Origin of the sequence: Streptomyces collinus (assembly GCF_031348265.1) — a bacterium.
GTDB classification, from domain to species: Bacteria; Actinomycetota; Actinomycetes; order Streptomycetales; family Streptomycetaceae; genus Streptomyces; species Streptomyces collinus.
In genome coordinates, this window is sequence record NZ_CP133771.1 from 7,112,134 (window position 1) to 7,128,848 (window position 16,715).

General features: G+C 73.1%; 14 protein-coding genes. 8 read left to right on the forward strand and 6 right to left on the reverse strand.

The window, feature by feature from the left end; genetic code table 11:
- Positions 1-74: 74 nt before the first annotated feature.
- The 3 genes from RFN52_RS32155 to RFN52_RS32165 all read right to left on the reverse strand — a co-directional run bounded on the left by RFN52_RS32155 (position 75) and on the right by RFN52_RS32165 (position 2,552).
- Complete coding sequence (locus tag RFN52_RS32155) at positions 75-311, reverse strand: hypothetical protein (protein ID WP_184851499.1); 237 nt, start codon at positions 309-311, stop codon at positions 75-77.
- Between the two features lie 499 nt (positions 312-810).
- Complete coding sequence (locus RFN52_RS32160) at positions 811-1,704, reverse strand: 2-hydroxy-3-oxopropionate reductase (RefSeq protein WP_184851501.1); 894 nt, start codon at positions 1,702-1,704, stop codon at positions 811-813.
- A gap of 26 nt (positions 1,705-1,730) precedes the next feature.
- Positions 1,731-2,552 (reverse strand): TIM barrel protein, encoded by an 822-nt coding sequence (locus RFN52_RS32165; protein WP_184851503.1) that lies wholly within the window; start codon positions 2,550-2,552, stop codon positions 1,731-1,733.
- A 163-nt stretch (positions 2,553-2,715) separates the two neighbouring features.
- On the opposite strand from RFN52_RS32165, the gene RFN52_RS32170 reads away from it, so the two are divergent.
- From RFN52_RS32170 to RFN52_RS32200, 7 genes are all read left to right on the forward strand, one after another.
- Positions 2,716-2,967 (forward strand): hypothetical protein, encoded by a 252-nt coding sequence (locus RFN52_RS32170; RefSeq protein WP_184851505.1) that lies wholly within the window; start codon positions 2,716-2,718, stop codon positions 2,965-2,967.
- Complete coding sequence (locus tag RFN52_RS32175; protein ID WP_184851507.1) at positions 2,964-3,332, forward strand: helix-turn-helix domain-containing protein; 369 nt, start codon at positions 2,964-2,966, stop codon at positions 3,330-3,332. The genes RFN52_RS32170 and RFN52_RS32175 overlap by 4 nt, the downstream gene beginning before the upstream one ends.
- Before the next feature lie 132 nt (positions 3,333-3,464).
- The gene (gene uraD / locus RFN52_RS32180) at positions 3,465-3,974 is read left to right on the forward strand and encodes a 2-oxo-4-hydroxy-4-carboxy-5-ureidoimidazoline decarboxylase (RefSeq protein WP_184851509.1); all 510 of its coding nucleotides are present in this window, start codon (positions 3,465-3,467) and stop codon (positions 3,972-3,974) included.
- A 15-nt stretch (positions 3,975-3,989) separates the two neighbouring features.
- Entirely contained in the window at positions 3,990-4,394 is a 405-nt protein-coding gene (gene uraH / locus RFN52_RS32185) for a hydroxyisourate hydrolase (protein ID WP_184851511.1), read from the forward strand.
- Between the two features lie 6 nt (positions 4,395-4,400).
- Positions 4,401-5,348 carry a factor-independent urate hydroxylase gene (gene pucL / locus RFN52_RS32190; protein ID WP_184851513.1) on the forward strand — a complete coding sequence of 316 codons (948 nt, stop codon included), beginning with the start codon at positions 4,401-4,403 and terminating at the stop codon, positions 5,346-5,348.
- 107 nt (positions 5,349-5,455) lie between these two features.
- Complete coding sequence (locus tag RFN52_RS32195; protein ID WP_184851515.1) at positions 5,456-6,835, forward strand: 8-oxoguanine deaminase; 1,380 nt, start codon at positions 5,456-5,458, stop codon at positions 6,833-6,835.
- 221 nt (positions 6,836-7,056) lie between these two features.
- Entirely contained in the window at positions 7,057-8,445 is a 1,389-nt protein-coding gene (locus RFN52_RS32200; protein ID WP_184851517.1) for a nucleobase:cation symporter-2 family protein, read from the forward strand.
- 261 nt (positions 8,446-8,706) lie between these two features.
- On the opposite strand, the gene RFN52_RS32205 is transcribed toward RFN52_RS32200, so the two are convergent.
- Positions 8,707-10,155 (reverse strand): hypothetical protein, encoded by a 1,449-nt coding sequence (locus tag RFN52_RS32205; RefSeq protein WP_184851519.1) that lies wholly within the window; start codon positions 10,153-10,155, stop codon positions 8,707-8,709.
- 202 nt (positions 10,156-10,357) lie between these two features.
- Here RFN52_RS32205 and RFN52_RS32210 point away from each other — a divergent pair, with 202 nt between their 5' ends.
- Complete coding sequence (locus RFN52_RS32210) at positions 10,358-13,453, forward strand: AfsR/SARP family transcriptional regulator (protein ID WP_311241100.1); 3,096 nt, start codon at positions 10,358-10,360, stop codon at positions 13,451-13,453.
- 116 nt (positions 13,454-13,569) lie between these two features.
- On the opposite strand, the gene RFN52_RS32215 is transcribed toward RFN52_RS32210, so the two are convergent.
- Positions 13,570-15,174, reverse strand: a complete 1,605-nt coding sequence (locus RFN52_RS32215; protein WP_184851521.1) for a glycosyl hydrolase — start codon at positions 15,172-15,174, stop codon at positions 13,570-13,572.
- A complete protein-coding gene (locus RFN52_RS32220; protein WP_311241101.1) occupies positions 15,087-16,652 on the reverse strand; it encodes a hypothetical protein in 1,566 nt (521 codons plus the stop codon). Before RFN52_RS32220 ends, RFN52_RS32215 begins: the two co-directional genes overlap by 88 nt.
- Positions 16,653-16,715: the final 63 nt, after the last annotated feature.

Genomic DNA, 16,715 nt, shown 5'->3' on the forward strand with positions numbered 1-16,715 from the left:
AAGCCCCCGGGGCCGGGTCCAGAGGTTGATTTGAGGGTTCCGTACGGGCTGTACGACCGGTGCCGTAGGCGCGCTCACGCCTCGTGGTGCTCCGACAGCCCCGGCCAGTCGTCCGGCCCGCCGCCCTGCCACTCCACGAGGTCGCTCTCCGCGACGTCCGTGACATACAGGTCGGCCAGCCGCAGGATCTCGGCGACGTCGTCGGTGTGGGTGGCGACGCCCAGCGGCTCCTCGCCCAGGGTGACCCGGCGGGAGCCGTCCAGTGCGGGGGCGTGGACCACGACATGCGGGTGCTCGGTGTGAGGTGCCATGCCTTCAGGCTGCTGCGAACGGGACCGATCCGCACCCTGGGAACGGCTGGCCGTCCGGCGGCGCGAGGCTGGGCGCGACAGGACGTTCGCGCCGCCGGACGGGGTCGAGGGGAGAGGGGTGGGTGGTGCTGGGACCGCGGCGGGTGCGACGGGCTCCGGGGCCGGTTTCCCTCAGGTCGAGAAGCCGGTCCGGACCCTTCACCACCGCACTGGCTCGCACGCCGCCGCGGTCCGCGCCCTGACCGTGTCCGTGCCCGGGGGACCACCCCTCATCCGGGTCGCCCCGGGCGGTCGGACACGGTCAGGGAGTTTCAGTCCTCGCGCAGGGCGCGGACCGCCTCCTCCACGCGCCGCCCGTACTCGGGGCCGGCGGCGTGGACGTGCGCGAGGTTCTTCTGATGCCGGGCGGGGCCGCCGCTCTGGGCGCGACAGGACAGTTGTCAGCGGCGGCGCCGCCCGGGGATCGGGGGACCCCCGGGCCACGAGGGTCGGGGGAGGGTCAGACCTGGGCGCCGGAGAGCCGCTCCACGGCCCGCAGCAGCGCCGAGTGGTCGAGGCCGCCGTCGCCCTGCGCCCGCAGGGACGCGACCAGCTGGGCGACCACGGCGCCGACGGGCAGGGCCGCGCCGACGGTGCGGGCGGCGTCGGTGACGATGCCCATGTCCTTGTGGTGCAGGTCGATCCGGAAGCCCGGCTTGAAGTCCCGGCCGAGGAAGTTGTCCTTCTTGCGGGTCAGCACGGTCGAGCCGGCGAGCCCGCCGCCCAGGACGTCCAGGGCCGCCTTCAGGTCCACGCCGGACTTCTCCAGGAAGACCACGGCCTCGGCGCACGCCTGGATGTTCACGGCGACGATCAGCTGGTTGGCGGCCTTCACGGTCTGGCCCGAGCCGTGCGGACCGCACAGCACGATGGTCTTGCCGAGCGCCTCGAAGACCGGCTCGGCCTGGTCGAAGTCGGCCTGCTCGCCGCCGACCATGATGGACAGCACGGCCTCGATGGCGCCGGCCTCACCGCCGGACACCGGGGCGTCCAGGACGCGGATGCCCTTGTCCTTCGCCGCCTTCGCCAGGTCGACCGAGGTCTGCGGGGTGATCGACGACATGTCGATCAGCAGCGCGCCGGACCGCGCGTTCTCCAGGATGCCGTCCGGGCCGTAGGCGATGGCCTCGACCTGCGGGGACGCGGGAACCATCGTGATGACGACGTCGGCGTCCCGCACGGCCTCGGCGATCGAACCGGCCGCGGTGCCACCGGCGGCGGCCAGCCGGTCCAGCTTGTCCTGCTCCAGCGTGAAGCCGGTGACCTGGTAGCCCGCCTTGATCAGGTTCTCGGACATCGGGGAGCCCATGATGCCGAGGCCGATCCAGGCGACCTTGGGGAGTGCGTTGCTCATGATGGGGGTGCCTTTCGGTACGGGGGTCAGCGGGCCAGCCAGTCGAAGGCCTCGGCGCTCGGGCGGTCGCCCGGCTTGTACTCGAGGCCGACCCAGCCGTCGTAGCCCGCCTTCTTCAGCTGGTCGAGGAGGTCTTCGAGGGGCAGCGAGCCGGTCCCCGGCGCGCCGCGGCCCGGGTTGTCGGCGATCTGCACGTGCCCGGTCCTCGCGGCGAACCGCTCGATCACCGCGGGGAGGTCCTCGCCGTTCATGGACAGGTGGTAGAGGTCCATGAGGAAGCGGGCGTTGCCCAGTCCCGTCGCCTCGTTGACCTTGTCGACGACCTCCACGGCGGCCGGGGCCGACACCAGCGGGTACAGCGGGGACTCGGGCCGGTTCAGCGCCTCGATCAGCAGGACCGCGCCGATCCGGCCGGCGGCCCGGGCCGCGAGAGCCAGGTTCTCCAGGGCGAGCGCGTCCTGCTCGGCCGGGTCCACGCCCTCGACGCGGTTGCCGTACAGCGCGTTGAGCGCCGTGCAGCCCAGCGAGGCGGCGAAGCCGGCGGCCACGTCGATGTTGGCGCGGTACCGCTCCGACTCCTCACCGGGAACCGACAGGGCGCCGCGGTCCGGGCCCGGGAGCTGCCCGGCGTAGAAGTTCAGGCCGGTGAGCTGGACGCCGGCCTCCTCGATCGCGTGCTTCAGGGCGTCGAGCTCGGCCTGCTCGGGGACCGGCGAGTCGACCCAGGGCCACCACAGCTCTACCGCGGTGAAGCCCGCCGCGGCGGCGGCCGCGGGGCGCTCCAGGAGGGGGAGCTCCGTGAAGAGGATCGACAGGTTGACGTTGAAGCGCTGGTCTGCGAATCCCATCGGGGCGGCGCTCCCTTCCGTGTCTTCCATGGTGTGAGCGTTTTCCATGGTGCTTTTCCGTATTGCGGAATCATGTTTCTGCTTAACGGAAGATTGCCTGTGGGGTGCACGGGCTGTCAAGAGGGGCTGCCGGAAAGTCCGCCCCGCGCGTTAGGTTGAGCGCGTGCGACTGAGAGTGGAGTTCACGACCGAGCCGTTCGACCTGGACGAGGCGCCCGCGCACGCGGTGGTGGCCCGCGAGGTCGTGGAGGCCGCCGAGCTGGACGCCGTGGACGTGGGCCCGTTCGGCAACACCGCGGAGGGCGGCGCCGACGCGGTGCTCGGCGCCGTGGACGCCCTGCTCCGCAAGACCCTGGAGGCCGGTGCCACCCGGGTCACGCTCCAGGTCAACGTGGTCGAGGAGGGCGAGGCGTGAGCGGCGCGGGGGGCGAGCCGTTCATCGCGGCCGTGAAACCCCTGGTCGACGCCATGGGCGGCGAGATGATCCCGCCCGACGAGGCCGGTCCCGACGACGTCGTCCTGGCCTGGGAGGGCAGGGACGCCGTCGCCGTCCGGCTGCCGCAGCTCGCCGACTCCCTCGATCACATCCTGGCCGCCATGGAGCGTCGCAAGGGCGTGCCGCTGGCCGATCTGGACCGCAGGGCCAAGCAGGAGGTCGTGCGCATACTCGAGGCGCGTGGCGCCTTCTCCGTACGGCACGGCGTGGAGACCGTGGCGAGTGCCCTCGGTGTCAGCCGCTTCACCGTCTACAACTACCTCAACCGCGAGAAGGGGGCCTGACCGGCCGGCCCCGCGGCGGTCCGGTTTCGTGCCCCGAATTTTCAACAAACTGTTGACGTGCTGTCGGGGGAGGGCGTTAGCTGTCGGCACGCCCGTTCAGCACGAAGGCCGACACCGGCCACGGAGGCTCCCGTGACGTCCACTTCCACGCCGCCGGGCCTGACCCGGTTCAACACCCTTGAGGAGCACGCGGCGTACACCGCCCTCCGCGAGGCGTGCGCCTCCACGGCGTGGGCGAAGCGCCTGCTGGCCGCCCGCCCCTACGCCACCTGCGAGGACCTGTACGCCGCGAGCGACGCCGCCATGGCGGAGCTGACGGCCGGTGATCTCGACGAGGCGATGGCCGGCCATCCGCCCATCGGCCGGCCCAAGCCCGGCGACCCCACCTCGGCCCGGGAGCAGAGCGGCATGGCCGGCGCCTCCGACGCGCTCAAGGCGGAGATGCTGGAACTGAACCTCGCCTACCAGGAGAGGTTCGGCCATGTCTTCCTGATCTGCGCCACCGGCCGGACCGGCGAGCAGATGCGCGACGCGGTCCGGGAACGGATCGGCAACCCGCCGGAGCGGGAGCGGGAGATCGTCCGCACCGAACTGGGCAAGATCAACCGTATCCGGCTCGCCCGCCTCGTCGAAGACGACTGAAGAGGACGCCCGACCATGAGCACCAGCACCACCGCATCCGTGTCCACGCACATCCTGGACACCAGCGTCGGCCGCCCCGCCGAGGGCGTCGCCGTCCACCTCGCCGCCCGCGCCGGGCGCACGGCGGATTGGCAGGCGCTCGGCGGCTCCGCCACCGACGCGGACGGCCGGTGCAAGGACCTCCCGGCCCTGCCGGAGGGCACCACCCACGTACGGCTCGACTTCGCCGTCGAGCCGTACTTCGAGAAATCTGCGAACCAGAAGGCCGATGCGCAGCAGGACGCCCCCGCGAATCGGGACAGCGGCGCCGGTGTGTTCTTCCCGGAGGTGGCGATCACGTTCGCCGTCGTGCCGGGCGAGCACTACCACGTACCGCTGCTGCTCAACCCGTTCGGCTACTCCGTATACCGAGGGAGCTAGCTAGAGATGGCAGACATTTCCCGCCCGGCCCGCCCTGTGATCCTGGGACAGAACCAGTACGGCAAGGCCGAGAACCGAGTCGTCAAGATCACGCGGGACGGCGCCACCCACCACATCAAGGACCTCAACGTCTCCGTCGCCCTCTCCGGCGACATGGACGAGGTCCACTACTCCGGCTCGAACGCCAACGTGCTGCCGACCGACACCACCAAGAACACGGTGTACGCGTTCGCCAAGGAGCACGGCATCGAGTCCGCCGAGCAGTTCGGCATCCACCTCGCCCGGCACTTCGTCACCAGCCAGGAGCCGATCCACCGGGCCCGGATCCGCATCGAGGAGTACGCCTGGGAGCGGATCGAGGCCTCCGACGCCAACTCCCGGTTCAGCGGCGCCGACGAGGTCAAGCACTCCTTCGTCCGCAAGGGCCAGGAGACCCGGCTCACCCAGATCACCTACGACGGTGAGCGCTGGGAGGTCGTGTCCGGCCTGAAGGACCTCGTCGTGATGAACTCGACCAACTCCGAGTTCTGGGGCTACGTCAAGGACAAGTACACGACCCTGAAGGAGGCCTACGACCGGATCCTGGCCACCGAGGTCTCCGGCCGCTGGCGGTTCAACTGGACCGACGACGAGCAGCGCATGCCCCACTGGGAGAAGTCCTACGAGCAGGTGAAGAAGCACATGCTCCAGGCCTTCGCCGAGACCTACTCCCTCTCGCTCCAGCAGACCCTGTACCAGATGGGTTCGCGGATCATCAACCACCGCAGTGAGATCGACGAGGTCCGCTTCTCCCTCCCGAACAAGCACCACTTCCTGGTGGACCTGGAGCCGTTCGGGCTGAAGAACGACAATGAGGTGTACTTCGCCGCCGACCGCCCCTACGGCCTGATCGAGGCGACGGTCCTCCGGGACGGCTGTGAGGCGAAGATCCCCGTGGACCTCACCAACCTCTGACGCTCCCCTTTCGGCACCCGTGGCCGGGGCACCCTTCTCCCGGCCACGGCACTCAAAACCTCCAGGGTCCTGCCGTGCCCTCTCCACCACAGCGCAAAGGACGAACCATGGCAGCAGACCGGCGCATCGTCATCGAGAACTGCGCGATCGCGACCGTCGACGGACACGACACCGAGTACGCCTCCGGGCACGTCGTCCTCGCCGGCAACCGCATCGAGTCACTCGGCGCGGGCGCGGCCCCCGGGGGCCTGGAGAACGTCGCCCGCCGCATCGACGCCTCCGGTCACCTCGTGACCCCCGGCCTGATCAACACCCACCACCACTTCTACCAGTGGATCACCCGGGGCCTGGCCACGGACCACAACCTCTTCAACTGGCTCGTCGCGCTGTACCCCACCTGGGCGCGCATCGACGAGCCGATGGTCCGCGCGGCCGCCCAGGGCTCCCTCGCGATGATGGCCCGCGGCGGCGTCACCACCGCCATGGACCACCACTACGTCTTCCCGCAGGGCTCCGGAGACCTCTCCGGTGCGATCATCGGCGCCGCCCGCGACATGGGCGTGCGCTTCACCCTCGCCCGCGGCTCCATGGACCGCAGCGAGAAGGACGGCGGCCTGCCCCCGGACTTCGCCGTCGAGACCCTCGACGGGGCGCTGGCGGCCACCGAGGAGACCGTACGGCAGCACCACGACTCCTCCTTCGACGCCATGACGCAGATCGCCGTCGCGCCCTGCTCGCCCTTCTCCGTCTCCACCGAACTGCTGCGTGACGGCGCTCAGTTGGCCCGCCGCCTCGGCGTCCGGCTGCACACCCACGGCTCGGAGACCGTGGAGGAGGAGAAGTTCTGCCACGAACTGTTCGGCATGGGCCCGACCGACTACTTCGAGTCCACCGGCTGGCTCGGCGAGGACGTGTGGATGGCGCACTGCGTCCACATGAACGACTCCGACATCGCCGCCTTCGCCCGGTCCGGCACCGGCGTCGCGCACTGCCCGTCCTCCAACGCCCGCCTCGCCGCCGGCATCGCCCGCGTCCCCGACATGCTCGCGGCCGGCGTCCCCGTAGGCCTCGGCGTCGACGGCACCGCCTCCAACGAGTCCGGCGAACTGCACACCGAACTGCGCAACGCGCTCCTCATCAACCGCCTCGGCGGCCACAGGGAAGCCGCCCTGAACGCCCGTCAGGCCCTGCGCCTCGGGACGTACGGCGGCGCCCAGGTCCTCGGAAGGGCCGCCGAGACCGGCTCCCTGGAGCCCGGCAAGCTCGCCGACCTCGTGCTGTGGAAGCTGGACACCCTCGCCCACGCCTCCATCGCCGACCCGGTGACCGCCCTGGTCTTCGGCGCGGCCGCCCCGGTGACCGCCTCCTTCGTGAACGGCCGGCAGATCGTCGAGGACGGACGGCTGCTCACGGCCGACGAGGACGCCATCGCCCGCGCCACACGGGACGAGGCCCGGCGGCTGGCGAGGATCGCCGCCGAGGCCTGAACACCCGGATGACTCCGGCCGGGAGGGACGGCTCCCGGCCGGTGGCCGTGGACCCGAGCGGGGACCACGGCGGTCGTCTCCGGGGTGCGCGCGGACGCGCGCGCCCCGGAACGGCCACCACCGTCCGCCGCATGTCCGGTCCCGCACGACCACCCGCACCACCTCCCTGACACCCACGGCCGCATCGGCGCGGCCGTGTAACCGACCGGAGGGACGCCGCCGTGGCCGACCACCCCGTTGACGAAAAACTCCCCGCGCTCAAGATGGCGACGACCGGCCTGCAGCACGTGGCCGCCATGTACGCGGGCGTCGTCGCCCCGCCCCTGATCGTCGGCGCGGCCATCGGCCTCTCCGCCGGCGACCTGACCTTCCTCACCGGCGCCTGCCTGTTCACCGCGGGCCTCGCCACCTTCCTGCAGACCCTCGGCATCTGGAAGATCGGCGCCCGGCTGCCGTTCGTCAACGGCGTCACCTTCGCCGGTGTCGCCCCGATGACCGCGATCGTCGCCTCCACCGAGGACAAGTCCGACGCCCTGCCCATCATCTTCGGCGCGGTCATCGTCGCCGGTCTCCTGGGTTTCCTGGCGGCCCCCGTCTTCTGCAAGGCGATCCGCTTCTTCCCGCCCGTCGTCACGGGCACGGTCATCACCCTGATCGGCATATCGCTGCTCCCCGTCGCCTTCGGCTGGGCGCAGGGGCCCGACCCGACGGCGCACGACTACGGCTCGGCGACCAACCTGGGCCTGGCCGCCGTCACCCTGCTGATCGTGCTGCTGCTGCGCCGCTTCACCACGGGCTTCGTCAAGCAGATCGCCGTGCTGCTCGGCCTCGTGATCGGCACGCTGATCGCGATCCCGTTGGGCGCCACGGACTTCGGCCCTGTCGCGGACGCGGCCGTCATCGGCTTCCCCACCCCGTTCCACTTCGGCGCCCCGCAGTTCCAGCTCGCCGCGATCATCTCGATGTGCGTGGTGATGGTGGTGTCGATGACCGAATCGACCGCCGACATGCTGGCGCTGGGCGAGATCGTCGACCGCCCGGCCGACGAGAGGACCATCGCGGCCGGCCTGCGCGCCGACACCCTCGGCTCGGCGGTCAGCCCCCTCTTCAACGGCTTCATGTGCAGCGCCTTCGCGCAGAACATCGGCCTGGTCGCCATGACGAAGATCCGCAGCCGCTACGTCGTCGCCGCGGGCGGCGGCTTCCTGGTGCTGATGGGCCTGTGCCCGATGGCCGCCTCGCTGATCGCCGTCGTACCGCGCCCGGTGCTCGGCGGGGCGGGCGTGGTCCTGTTCGGCTCGGTCGCCGCCAGCGGCATCCAGACCCTCGTCCGGGCCGCTCTGGACAAGGACAACAACGTCCTGATCGTGGCCGTGTCCTTGGCCGTCGGCATCATCCCCATCACGGCGCCGGAGTTCTACCACGCCTTCCCGGAGACGGCCCGGATCGTCCTGGACTCGGGCATCTCCACGGGCTGCGTGGCGGCCGTGCTGCTCAACCTGGTCTTCAACCACCTGGGCCGGGGCGGCCGCGACGCCCATGACGTCACCCACCCGATGGAGGCGGGCGAGGAGCTTACGGGCGCCCCGAAGGCCCCGGCCGCGTCCTGAACCTCCCTGGCTCCCCCTTGGGCTGCCTCGGTCAACTGATGGTTGACCGAGGACCAGGGGACCAGGGGGAACGAGCCGACCGGCCGACGGCGCCGGCCCCTGGCCTCGGTGCCGGGTGGGAGGCCAGATCTGCGTCCGGCACGCGTCCGGGGACATTGCACTGCTCACGGTCCAGACGAAACAGACCGCGCTGCCGGAACTCGCCGCCCTCACGATGGACATGACGATCCGGCGGCGTGCGGCGGCGTGACCGCCGCACGCTCACACCGTGAGCTTCACGGCCTCCAGCCAGACCTCGTTGTCCAGGGTGCCGCCGAAGGTGAAGTCGGGGCGGGGCTTGCTGCATACCCGCCCGCCCCAGTCGTGGCCGCGCAGGCGGACGGTGTTGCAGATCTCGCCGGTCCCGACGTTCATCGCGAAGCCCAGCATGTTCGGCGCGTTCCGTTTCGCGCTGCCGATGGTGAAGTTCCGGCCGTCGCCGGTGACGGCCGTCCAGCTGGGCTGCCACTTGCCTCGGCCGTCGACCGGCTCCGCCGTGTGCCGGAAGGCGTTGGCGGCCGATCCGCCGATGCCGTGCACCGCGATGTTGAGGGCCTTGATCGGCCGGTTCCGGCCCGATGTGCCGGCGATCGTGCCGTCGCACACCGGCTTCTGCCAGCCCTGCCCGGAGACGTACGCGCGGTAGCAGATGTGCCGTCCGGAGGGGTCGTTCGCGGCGAGCCGCTTCACGGCACTGGCCGCGGTGTCCTGCGGGGGCTCGGCGGTGACGGTGGTGGTGGCCGCCGGGGGCCTGGCCGTGACGGTCACGGTGACCCCGCCCGCGCCCTTCGCCCCCGGCGTGTCCTTCGGTGTCGGCTTCTTGCCGGTCCCCTCCTTGTCCTTGTCCTTGGCTTTGTCCGTGGCCGAGGGGGAGACGGGCGGGGGCGGGATCGGCAGAGAGGAGGGCGACAGGGCCGGGGAGGCCGAGGCCGACGGCGAACCGCCCGCACGCGCGGCCGTCTCCTCCCGGTCTCCGCCGTCGCCGGAACCGCCGCTGCCCAGGATCACCAGCGGCACGACGACCAGGGCGGCCACCCCGAGCGCCACCGGCCCGACCACCAGGGGCCTGCCGAGCAGTCCGGGCCCGTCGAACTCGTCGTCCGACTGGCGTGCGCCGGGTCGGCGAGCGGGCGCGGGCTGCGGTACGGGGCGGGCGGCCTGGGCCCTCTCGGGCTCGGGCAGCTCGTAGGCCGCCTCGTCGACGTCGTCAGGATTCTCCCGGTCGTCCCGGTCCTCATGGTCGTCCCGATCCTCCCGGTGGTCCCGGTCGTCCCGGCTCTCCCGGTCCTTCCCGGCGGGGTCGCCGACCTCGGGGACGAGGGACGTCACCGGCCCCGTCACTCCCTCCTCCGCCGCCGCTTCCTCCTGCTGCCGCAGCGCGCTGGAGCCGTCCGGGAAGACCTCGACGTGCGCCACATACCCGGCGGCGGGGTCGGAGATCGCCGCCGTGACGGCGGTGTTCCGGTCGCGCGCGTGTGCGTGCAGGAGGTCGAGGATCGCGGCGTCGACCGTCGTTCCCTCCGCGACCGGCACCGGTTCACCGTCGACGGCGGCCGATCCGTCGCCGGAGATGACCACCGTGAAGTGCGGGGACGGATCGGACGGCCCCCGGTGCGTGGCGTGTTCGGTCACGGTGACCGGCTCGTCCGCTTCCTCTTGGCCCGGGCTCATCGGCGTTCCTCTCTGCTGTTCCCGGCCTTTCGCGCGGCCGGGATGTGTCGGCGGTGCCCGCGTACGCAACGGACACCGGCCGGTCGCGGTTCAACTCGGCGCTGAAAAGGGGAAGGACCGGCACGTCAGCGGTGACAGGTGACGGAACGGCATGTTCCGCTGAAGTGGGCGTGCCGGAGCGGGTGCGCACTAGAGTCCGAACGTGGACAACGTGAATACCTTCCGTTTCGCTGTGCTGGGGCCGGTCCGGGCGTGGCGCGGGGAGCGGGAACTCGACATCGGCTCGCCGCAGCAGAGGGTGGTGCTGGCGGCGCTCCTCTTACGTCGCGGGCGCCCCCTGCCGCTCGGCGAACTCATCGACGCCGTCTGGGGAGAGGAGCCGCCCGCTGCCGCAGTGTCCGTTCTGCGGACCTACGTGTCGCGCCTGCGCAAGGTGCTGGAGCCCGACCGCAGGCCGGCGGAGCAGCCCCGGGCGCTCGTCTCCGTCGGTGACGGATATCTGCTGCGCGTTCCGGACGACGGCCTGGACCTCGCCGTGTTCCAGCGCCGGGTCGCGGAGGCGAAGGAGGCGCGCGCCGCGGGCGACGTGTCCGGCGCCGCGGACCTGCTGCGCGCCGCGCTCGACGGCTGGCGGGGCGCCGCGCTGACCGGAGTCCCGGGCCCGCTCGCCGAGACGGCGCGCTCCTGGCTGGACGAGGAGTGGCTGGCCGCGCTGGAGGCCCGGCTGGACGCCGATATCGAACTCGGACGCCACCATGAGGTGATCGCCGAGCTGTTCCCGCTCACCGCCGGGCACCCCCTGCGCGAGGAGTTGTGCCGTCTGCTCATGCTCGCCCTGTACCGGTCGGGACGGCAGGCCGAGGCACTGGCCGCGTACCGTGGGACACGCGCTGCCCTGGTGGCGGAACTGGGCGTCGAACCCGGCCTGTCGCTCCAGGACCTGCACGACCGCATCCTGGCCGCCGACCCGGCCCTGATGCCGCACCCGGCCCCGAGCCCGGCTCCGGCGGTGCCCGGGCAGGCCCGGCCGTCCGTACGGGCGGCACGGTCCGGCGCCGCACCGGAGGACGGGACGACGGCCGACGGTGCCACGGCGGGAGGGGCGACGCCGGCCGACGGTGCCACGGCGGGAGGGGCGACGCCGGCCGACGGTGCCACGGCGGGAGGGGTGACGCCGGACGACGCGGCACGGCCCGGCCCCGGCGACCCGCACGGGTCGCCGTTCCAGCCGGCCCGCCCCGCGCAACTGCCCGCGGACCTGCCGACGTTCGCCGGACGCGACACCGAACTCGGCCTGATCGGGGACCTGCTGCCCCGGGACGGCAGCCCTCCGTCGACCGTGGTGATCAGCGCGATCGGAGGCATGGGCGGGATCGGCAAGTCGACCCTGGCGGTGCACTGGGCCCACCGCGTCGCCGGCCGGTTCCCCGGTGGTCAGCTCTACGTCAACCTGCGCGGTTTCGACCCGACCGGCTCCGCGCTGACGCCGGACGAAGCGGTGCGCGGCTTCCTCGACGCGCTCGGCGTACCGCCGATGCGCATACCCGCCGGCCTCGACGCCCAGGTCGCGCTGTACCGCAGCCTGCTGGCCCGCCGCAGGGTGCTGATCCTGCTCGACAACGCCCGCGACACCGAACAGGTGCGCCCGCTGCTGCCCGGGTCCCCGGGCTGCCTGGTCATCGTCACCAGCCGCAACCGGCTCACGGGCCTGGTCGCCGGTGAGGGGGCGCACCCCCTGACGCTGGACCAGCTCTCCCCGGCCGAGGCGCACGACCTGCTGGCCCGGCGCCTCGGCAGCGGCCGGCTGGCCGCAGAACCACGGGCCGCGGACGAGATCATCGCGCGGTGCGCCCGCCTGCCGCTCGCCCTCGCCATCGTCGCCGCGCACGCCTGCGCCCACCCGGGGTTCCCGCTGAGCGCCATCGCCGACGAGGTGAACGAAAGCCACGGCAGCCTGGACGCCTTCACCGGCGGCGACGACATCACCACCGACGTGCGGGCCGTCTTCTCCTGGTCCTACAAGGCGCTGTCCGCTCCGGCCGCGCGTCTGTTCCGGCTCCTGGGGCTGCACGCGGGGCCGGACATCTCCGCGCCGGCGGCGGCCGCCCTCGCCGGGCTCGCTCCGCGTGAGGCGCGAGGGCTCCTCGCCGAACTGACCCGTGCCCACCTGCTCACCGAGCACTTCCCGGGGCGCTATACCCTGCACGACCTGCTCCGTGTGTACGCCGCCGAACGCGTGCGGGTGGAGGAGACCCCGCAGGAGCGGGATCTGGCGCTCCAGCGGTTGCTGACCTGGTATCTGCACACCGCCGACGCGGCCTACCCGCACATCACCCCCACCCGCCGTCGCATCCCGCTGGAGCCGAGGCCGGAGGACTGCCGGCCGCTGGAGTTCACCACGCACGAACGGGCGCTGGACTGGTGCGAGACCGAACGGCCCAACCTGATCGTCGCCGTGCACCAGGCCGCCCAGGCCGGGCACACCGGCACCGCGTGGCGACTGCCCGCCGTCCTGTGGGGGTTCTTCTACCTCCGCAGCCACGTGCACGACTGGCTGGACACCACACGGACGGGACTGGCCGCGGCCCGCGGCGCCGGGGACCGGGAAGGGCAGGCACAGGGCCTGTCCGACACGGCCGCCGCGCTGCGCAACGCCGGCCGGTTCGACGAGGCCGTCGAGCACCTGCACCAGGCGCTGGCGCTGAGCCGGGAGCTGGGGGACAGGGTGGCCCGGGCATCGGTGATCGCCAATCTGGGCGACGCCTACCTGCACGCCGGCCGGCTCCGCGAAGCCGTCGAGTACGCCCGCCGCGGGCTGGCCCTCGACCGCATCGCGGGCAACGTCTGGGGTGAGGGCATCGCCCTGAGCAACCTGGGCGACGCCTACCAGCGGTTGGGACGCTACGACGAGGCCCTCGACTGCCTGGGGCGGGCGCTGGTCGTCCTGCGGGATGGCGGCAACCGCTGGGTCGAGGGCGTCACCCTCGACATCCTCGGCACGATCCACCACCGGCTCGGCCGGCACGGCGAGTCCGTCGGCCACTACCGCCGGGCGCTCGCGACCCACCGGGACATCGGCAACCGCTGGGGCGAGGGCCACACGCTGGGCCATCTCGGGGACGTCCACCTCGACGGCGGAGAGCCCGAGGCGGCCCGGGCGAGCTGGCGGCACGCCCTCGCGATCTTCGCGGAGTTCGGCCATCCGGACGCCGAGCAGGTCCGTGAGCGGCTCGACCGTCTGCCGGACGGCCCGGCCGACGCGCGCGCCCGGGAGGCCGAGCCGAGACGGACCGCCTGACATGACTCTCCTTCGCTCGTGAGGCCCGCCGGCGAACCGCCGGCGGGCACCCGCACAACGCGGGCGAGGAGGGGGACGGTTCAACGGACGCGCCGTCCTTTTCGGGAGGCGGTGCCTCAGCGCACCTCGCGGTAGATCCGCCCGCTCGCGCTGGGCACCGCCCCGTCGTACAGACCCGTCGGGCTGGTCTCCTTCGACAGCGCGAACCACGCGTACCGCTCGACGAAGTCCAGCTTGTTCAGCATCTCGGTGGAGGACCGGACGAAGTCGTTCTGCTCCTGCTCGCTCGGGTAGCGCGGGGCACCCCGGGAGAAGTCGGTCAGGGCGTACTCGGTGAGCCAGACCGGCTTCTTGTAGCGGTCGTGGACGGCCTGCAGATAGCCGCGCAACTGATCGGCGGCGCCGGGTCCGAAGTCGGCGCCGTACCAGTGCACGGGGATGAAGTCGACCCGGGCGCCCCGCTGTTCGGCCCCGGTCATGAACCGGTCCAGCCAACCGCCCGGCACGTCGGCGCCGGAGGCGACCGCGGGTGCGCCCAGCCGCAGGCCGGTGGACTCCAGCCGCGGCCACAGGTCCAGGGCCTGCTCGGGCGACATGTCGGCCTGGCCCGGGTGGTCCGGCTCGTTGAACCCGAGCAGCGCCTTCCCCTCGCGGGCGGCCTGCCCCAGTTCGGCGTCGGTGACCGAGTCCGGACCCCAGATCATCGGGACGAACTCGGTGCCGGGGCTGCCGGTGACGCCGCCGGCGGCGGAGGCCCAGTTGTAGTACCAGGACGAACCGGAGTCGGCCAGGGCCTCGGAGGCGCCCGCCACGGGGTTCAGGGCGACGCCCTTGCGGGAGGCCGCGGGGATGCCGTCGCTGCCGGGCTGCCCGGTGGCGGTGGCGGCGGGGGCCGGCGCGGCGCCGTCGTCGGTGCCGTGGAAGGTGACGGTCAGGCCGGTGCACTCGCGGCACTGGTACACGACCTGGTTGCCCCGCTCGGTGTCGTGCTTGGACCAGCTGTAGGCGGTCGGGCACTGCGCGGCCAGCGCGTCACTGTAGGGCGTCTTCGCGTCCCGGTTCGGGTTCACGCACACCAGCGGCCGGCCGGTGGCCTGGTCCCGGACCAGGTCGTCCGCAGGGCAGGCGGCGAGCAGATCCGTGGCGCACCCCGCCGGCGCACACTCGCCCGACCGGGGCGGCGTCACGCCGTCCGGTGTGATGGTGATGGGCGACGCGACGGCGTTGACGTAACTGACGTTGTACCAGGGCGCCGCGCCGTCCTTCGGGTCGAAGTTGAACTCGGCCAGCCCGGTGGGCTGTTCACCGGTCGAGCACCGGTCGGCGTAGGGGCCGCAGTCGCCGACGGCGCAGTGGAACGTGGTCCCCTCCTCGCCGGTGCAGCCTTCGCGGGCGAAGAACTTGCCGCGCCAGTGCCCGGCGCCGGACTGCTCGGGAACGGTGACGGTGGCCGACCGGCCCGGGTCCAGCGTGGGCAGCCCGGTGAGCGGGGCCGACCCGTCGGCGTTGACCGTGCTGCCGATCCAGATGCGGTGGTCCGTCGTGTTGCGGAAGGTGACCGTGTGCTCGGGGGAGCCGACACCGGCGGCCGGTGTGCCCGCGATGCTCACGCCGTCCGGGCGCTCGTTCTGGATCAACAGCGCGGTGCCGGTGACACCGGCCACGACCAGGAGCAGCGCGAGCAGGAACGAGATGCGGCTGCGGATGCGCGGTTCACGCATGGACCGCGCCTCCCGCGGGGGCGACGTACGTCATGTCCGTCCTCTCTTCTGGGCGGTGGTGGGGGTGGTGGGGCTGTGGACCGGCGCCGGGCGGTGCGGACGCGTCGGCGTGTCCGGGGTGCCCGGGGCCGTGGAGGTGAGAAGGGCCGGAGGGTGTCGAGGGAGCCGCGTACGGCCGCGTGTCCCTCGCTGCCGAGCAGGGGCGGCGGGGGCGCGCTCCTGACGGCGTCCGTCGGCGGCCCGGCGGGGTCCGGACCCGGCCCGGCCCCCTGAACGGCTCCCTTGGCGGCCCCCTGAGCGGCTCGCTCGGCCGCGAGGAAGGCCTGGCCGTCGAAGGCGTCGGTGGAGCGGGGAACGGCGGTGGGGCCGTTGCCCCGTTGCTCCCGACGGGCTTCGGCGGCGGCTCGGAAGCCCTCGCCGGCGAGATCCTCGCTGGAGGCGCTGGAGGCGCTGGAGGCGGAGGAGGCGGGGGAGGCGGTGGCGCCGGCGCCGGGCCGTTCCCCCCGCGCCCGCTGGGCCGCCCCTAAGGCCTGCCCGTCGGTCATCTCGTCCTGCCGTGGGCCCTCGAAGCCGCTCCGGTCCCGCCCCGGGGCCGTGTCCGGCCGCTCCCGGTCGGCCGCACGCTCCCAGCGAGCGCGCAGCGCCGCGAACTGCCGTGCGTCGGCTGCCATGATCCGGTCGCGGGCGGCGTCCAGCGCCTCGGCGGCGGTGCGCGTTCCGGCCGAGGTCTCCGTCTGCGTACCGCTGTCGGTGGTGGCGTTCGCGCGCGTGAGCGACGCGGTCCGGGACGGGCCGCCCCGCGTCGACGCGCGCTCCCGTGGGTCCGCGCCCGCAGACGACTCCCGCAGCGCCTCCCGCGTGTAGGCGTTGGCCGCGTACCGGGCGACCGTCGGCATGCTCTCCGGGGACCGCTCGTACGCCTTCCTGAACCGGTCGTCGGTCCGCAAGAGGTGGAGCACCGCGTCCTCGAACGCCTCGTGCCGGAGCGTCGGCAGCCGGCCGATCCGCCGCTCCAGGCGCACCACGTCCGGGTGCGCCGACGGCCCGGAACCCTCCGGGGACGGCCCGTCCACACGGGTCCCGGCGGGGGCGGTCGTCTGTGCCGGGAGCGGCTGCCCGGCCCCGGACCCGGGCCCGGCCCCGGACCCGGGCCCGGCCCCGGACCCGGGCCCGGCCCCGGACCCGGGCCCGGCCCCGGACCCGGGCCCGGCCCCGGACCCGGGCCCGGACCCGGGCACGCCCGCGTCCGGGGCGCCGGCACCGGCCCGGATGCGGGCGGAGAGCCGGTCGACGAGCCTGCGCAGGAGCTCCGCCGGACGGCTCCGGGCGCCCGGCGTGTCCGCCGCGTCGCGTCCGGCGCCGCGGCGTCCTTCCCGCAGGCGGTACTCGGTCGCGATCAGCTCACGCGCCAGTGCGGCCTCGGGACGCTCCCCGGCCGGCCGGTTCCGGTTCGGGGATGCCGCGTCGTCATCCGCCACGGTGGCCCTCTCTCAGGTCGGAAGGTGCGGACAAGGGGGGACAACGGGCGTGCCGGGCCGGCG

Coding starts and splice junctions, on each gene's coding strand:
- RFN52_RS32155 (WP_184851499.1), bottom strand. CDS start 311: ATGGCACCTCACACCGAGCACCCGCATGTCGTGGTCCACGCCCCCGCA.
- RFN52_RS32160 (WP_184851501.1), bottom strand. CDS start 1,704: ATGAGCAACGCACTCCCCAAGGTCGCCTGGATCGGCCTCGGCATCATG.
- RFN52_RS32165 (WP_184851503.1), bottom strand. CDS start 2,552: ATGGGATTCGCAGACCAGCGCTTCAACGTCAACCTGTCGATCCTCTTC.
- uraH (WP_184851511.1), top strand. CDS start 3,990: ATGAGCACCAGCACCACCGCATCCGTGTCCACGCACATCCTGGACACC.
- pucL (WP_184851513.1), top strand. CDS start 4,401: ATGGCAGACATTTCCCGCCCGGCCCGCCCTGTGATCCTGGGACAGAAC.
- RFN52_RS32195 (WP_184851515.1), top strand. CDS start 5,456: ATGGCAGCAGACCGGCGCATCGTCATCGAGAACTGCGCGATCGCGACC.
- RFN52_RS32205 (WP_184851519.1), bottom strand. CDS start 10,155: ATGAGCCCGGGCCAAGAGGAAGCGGACGAGCCGGTCACCGTGACCGAA.
- RFN52_RS32215 (WP_184851521.1), bottom strand. CDS start 15,174: ATGCGTGAACCGCGCATCCGCAGCCGCATCTCGTTCCTGCTCGCGCTG.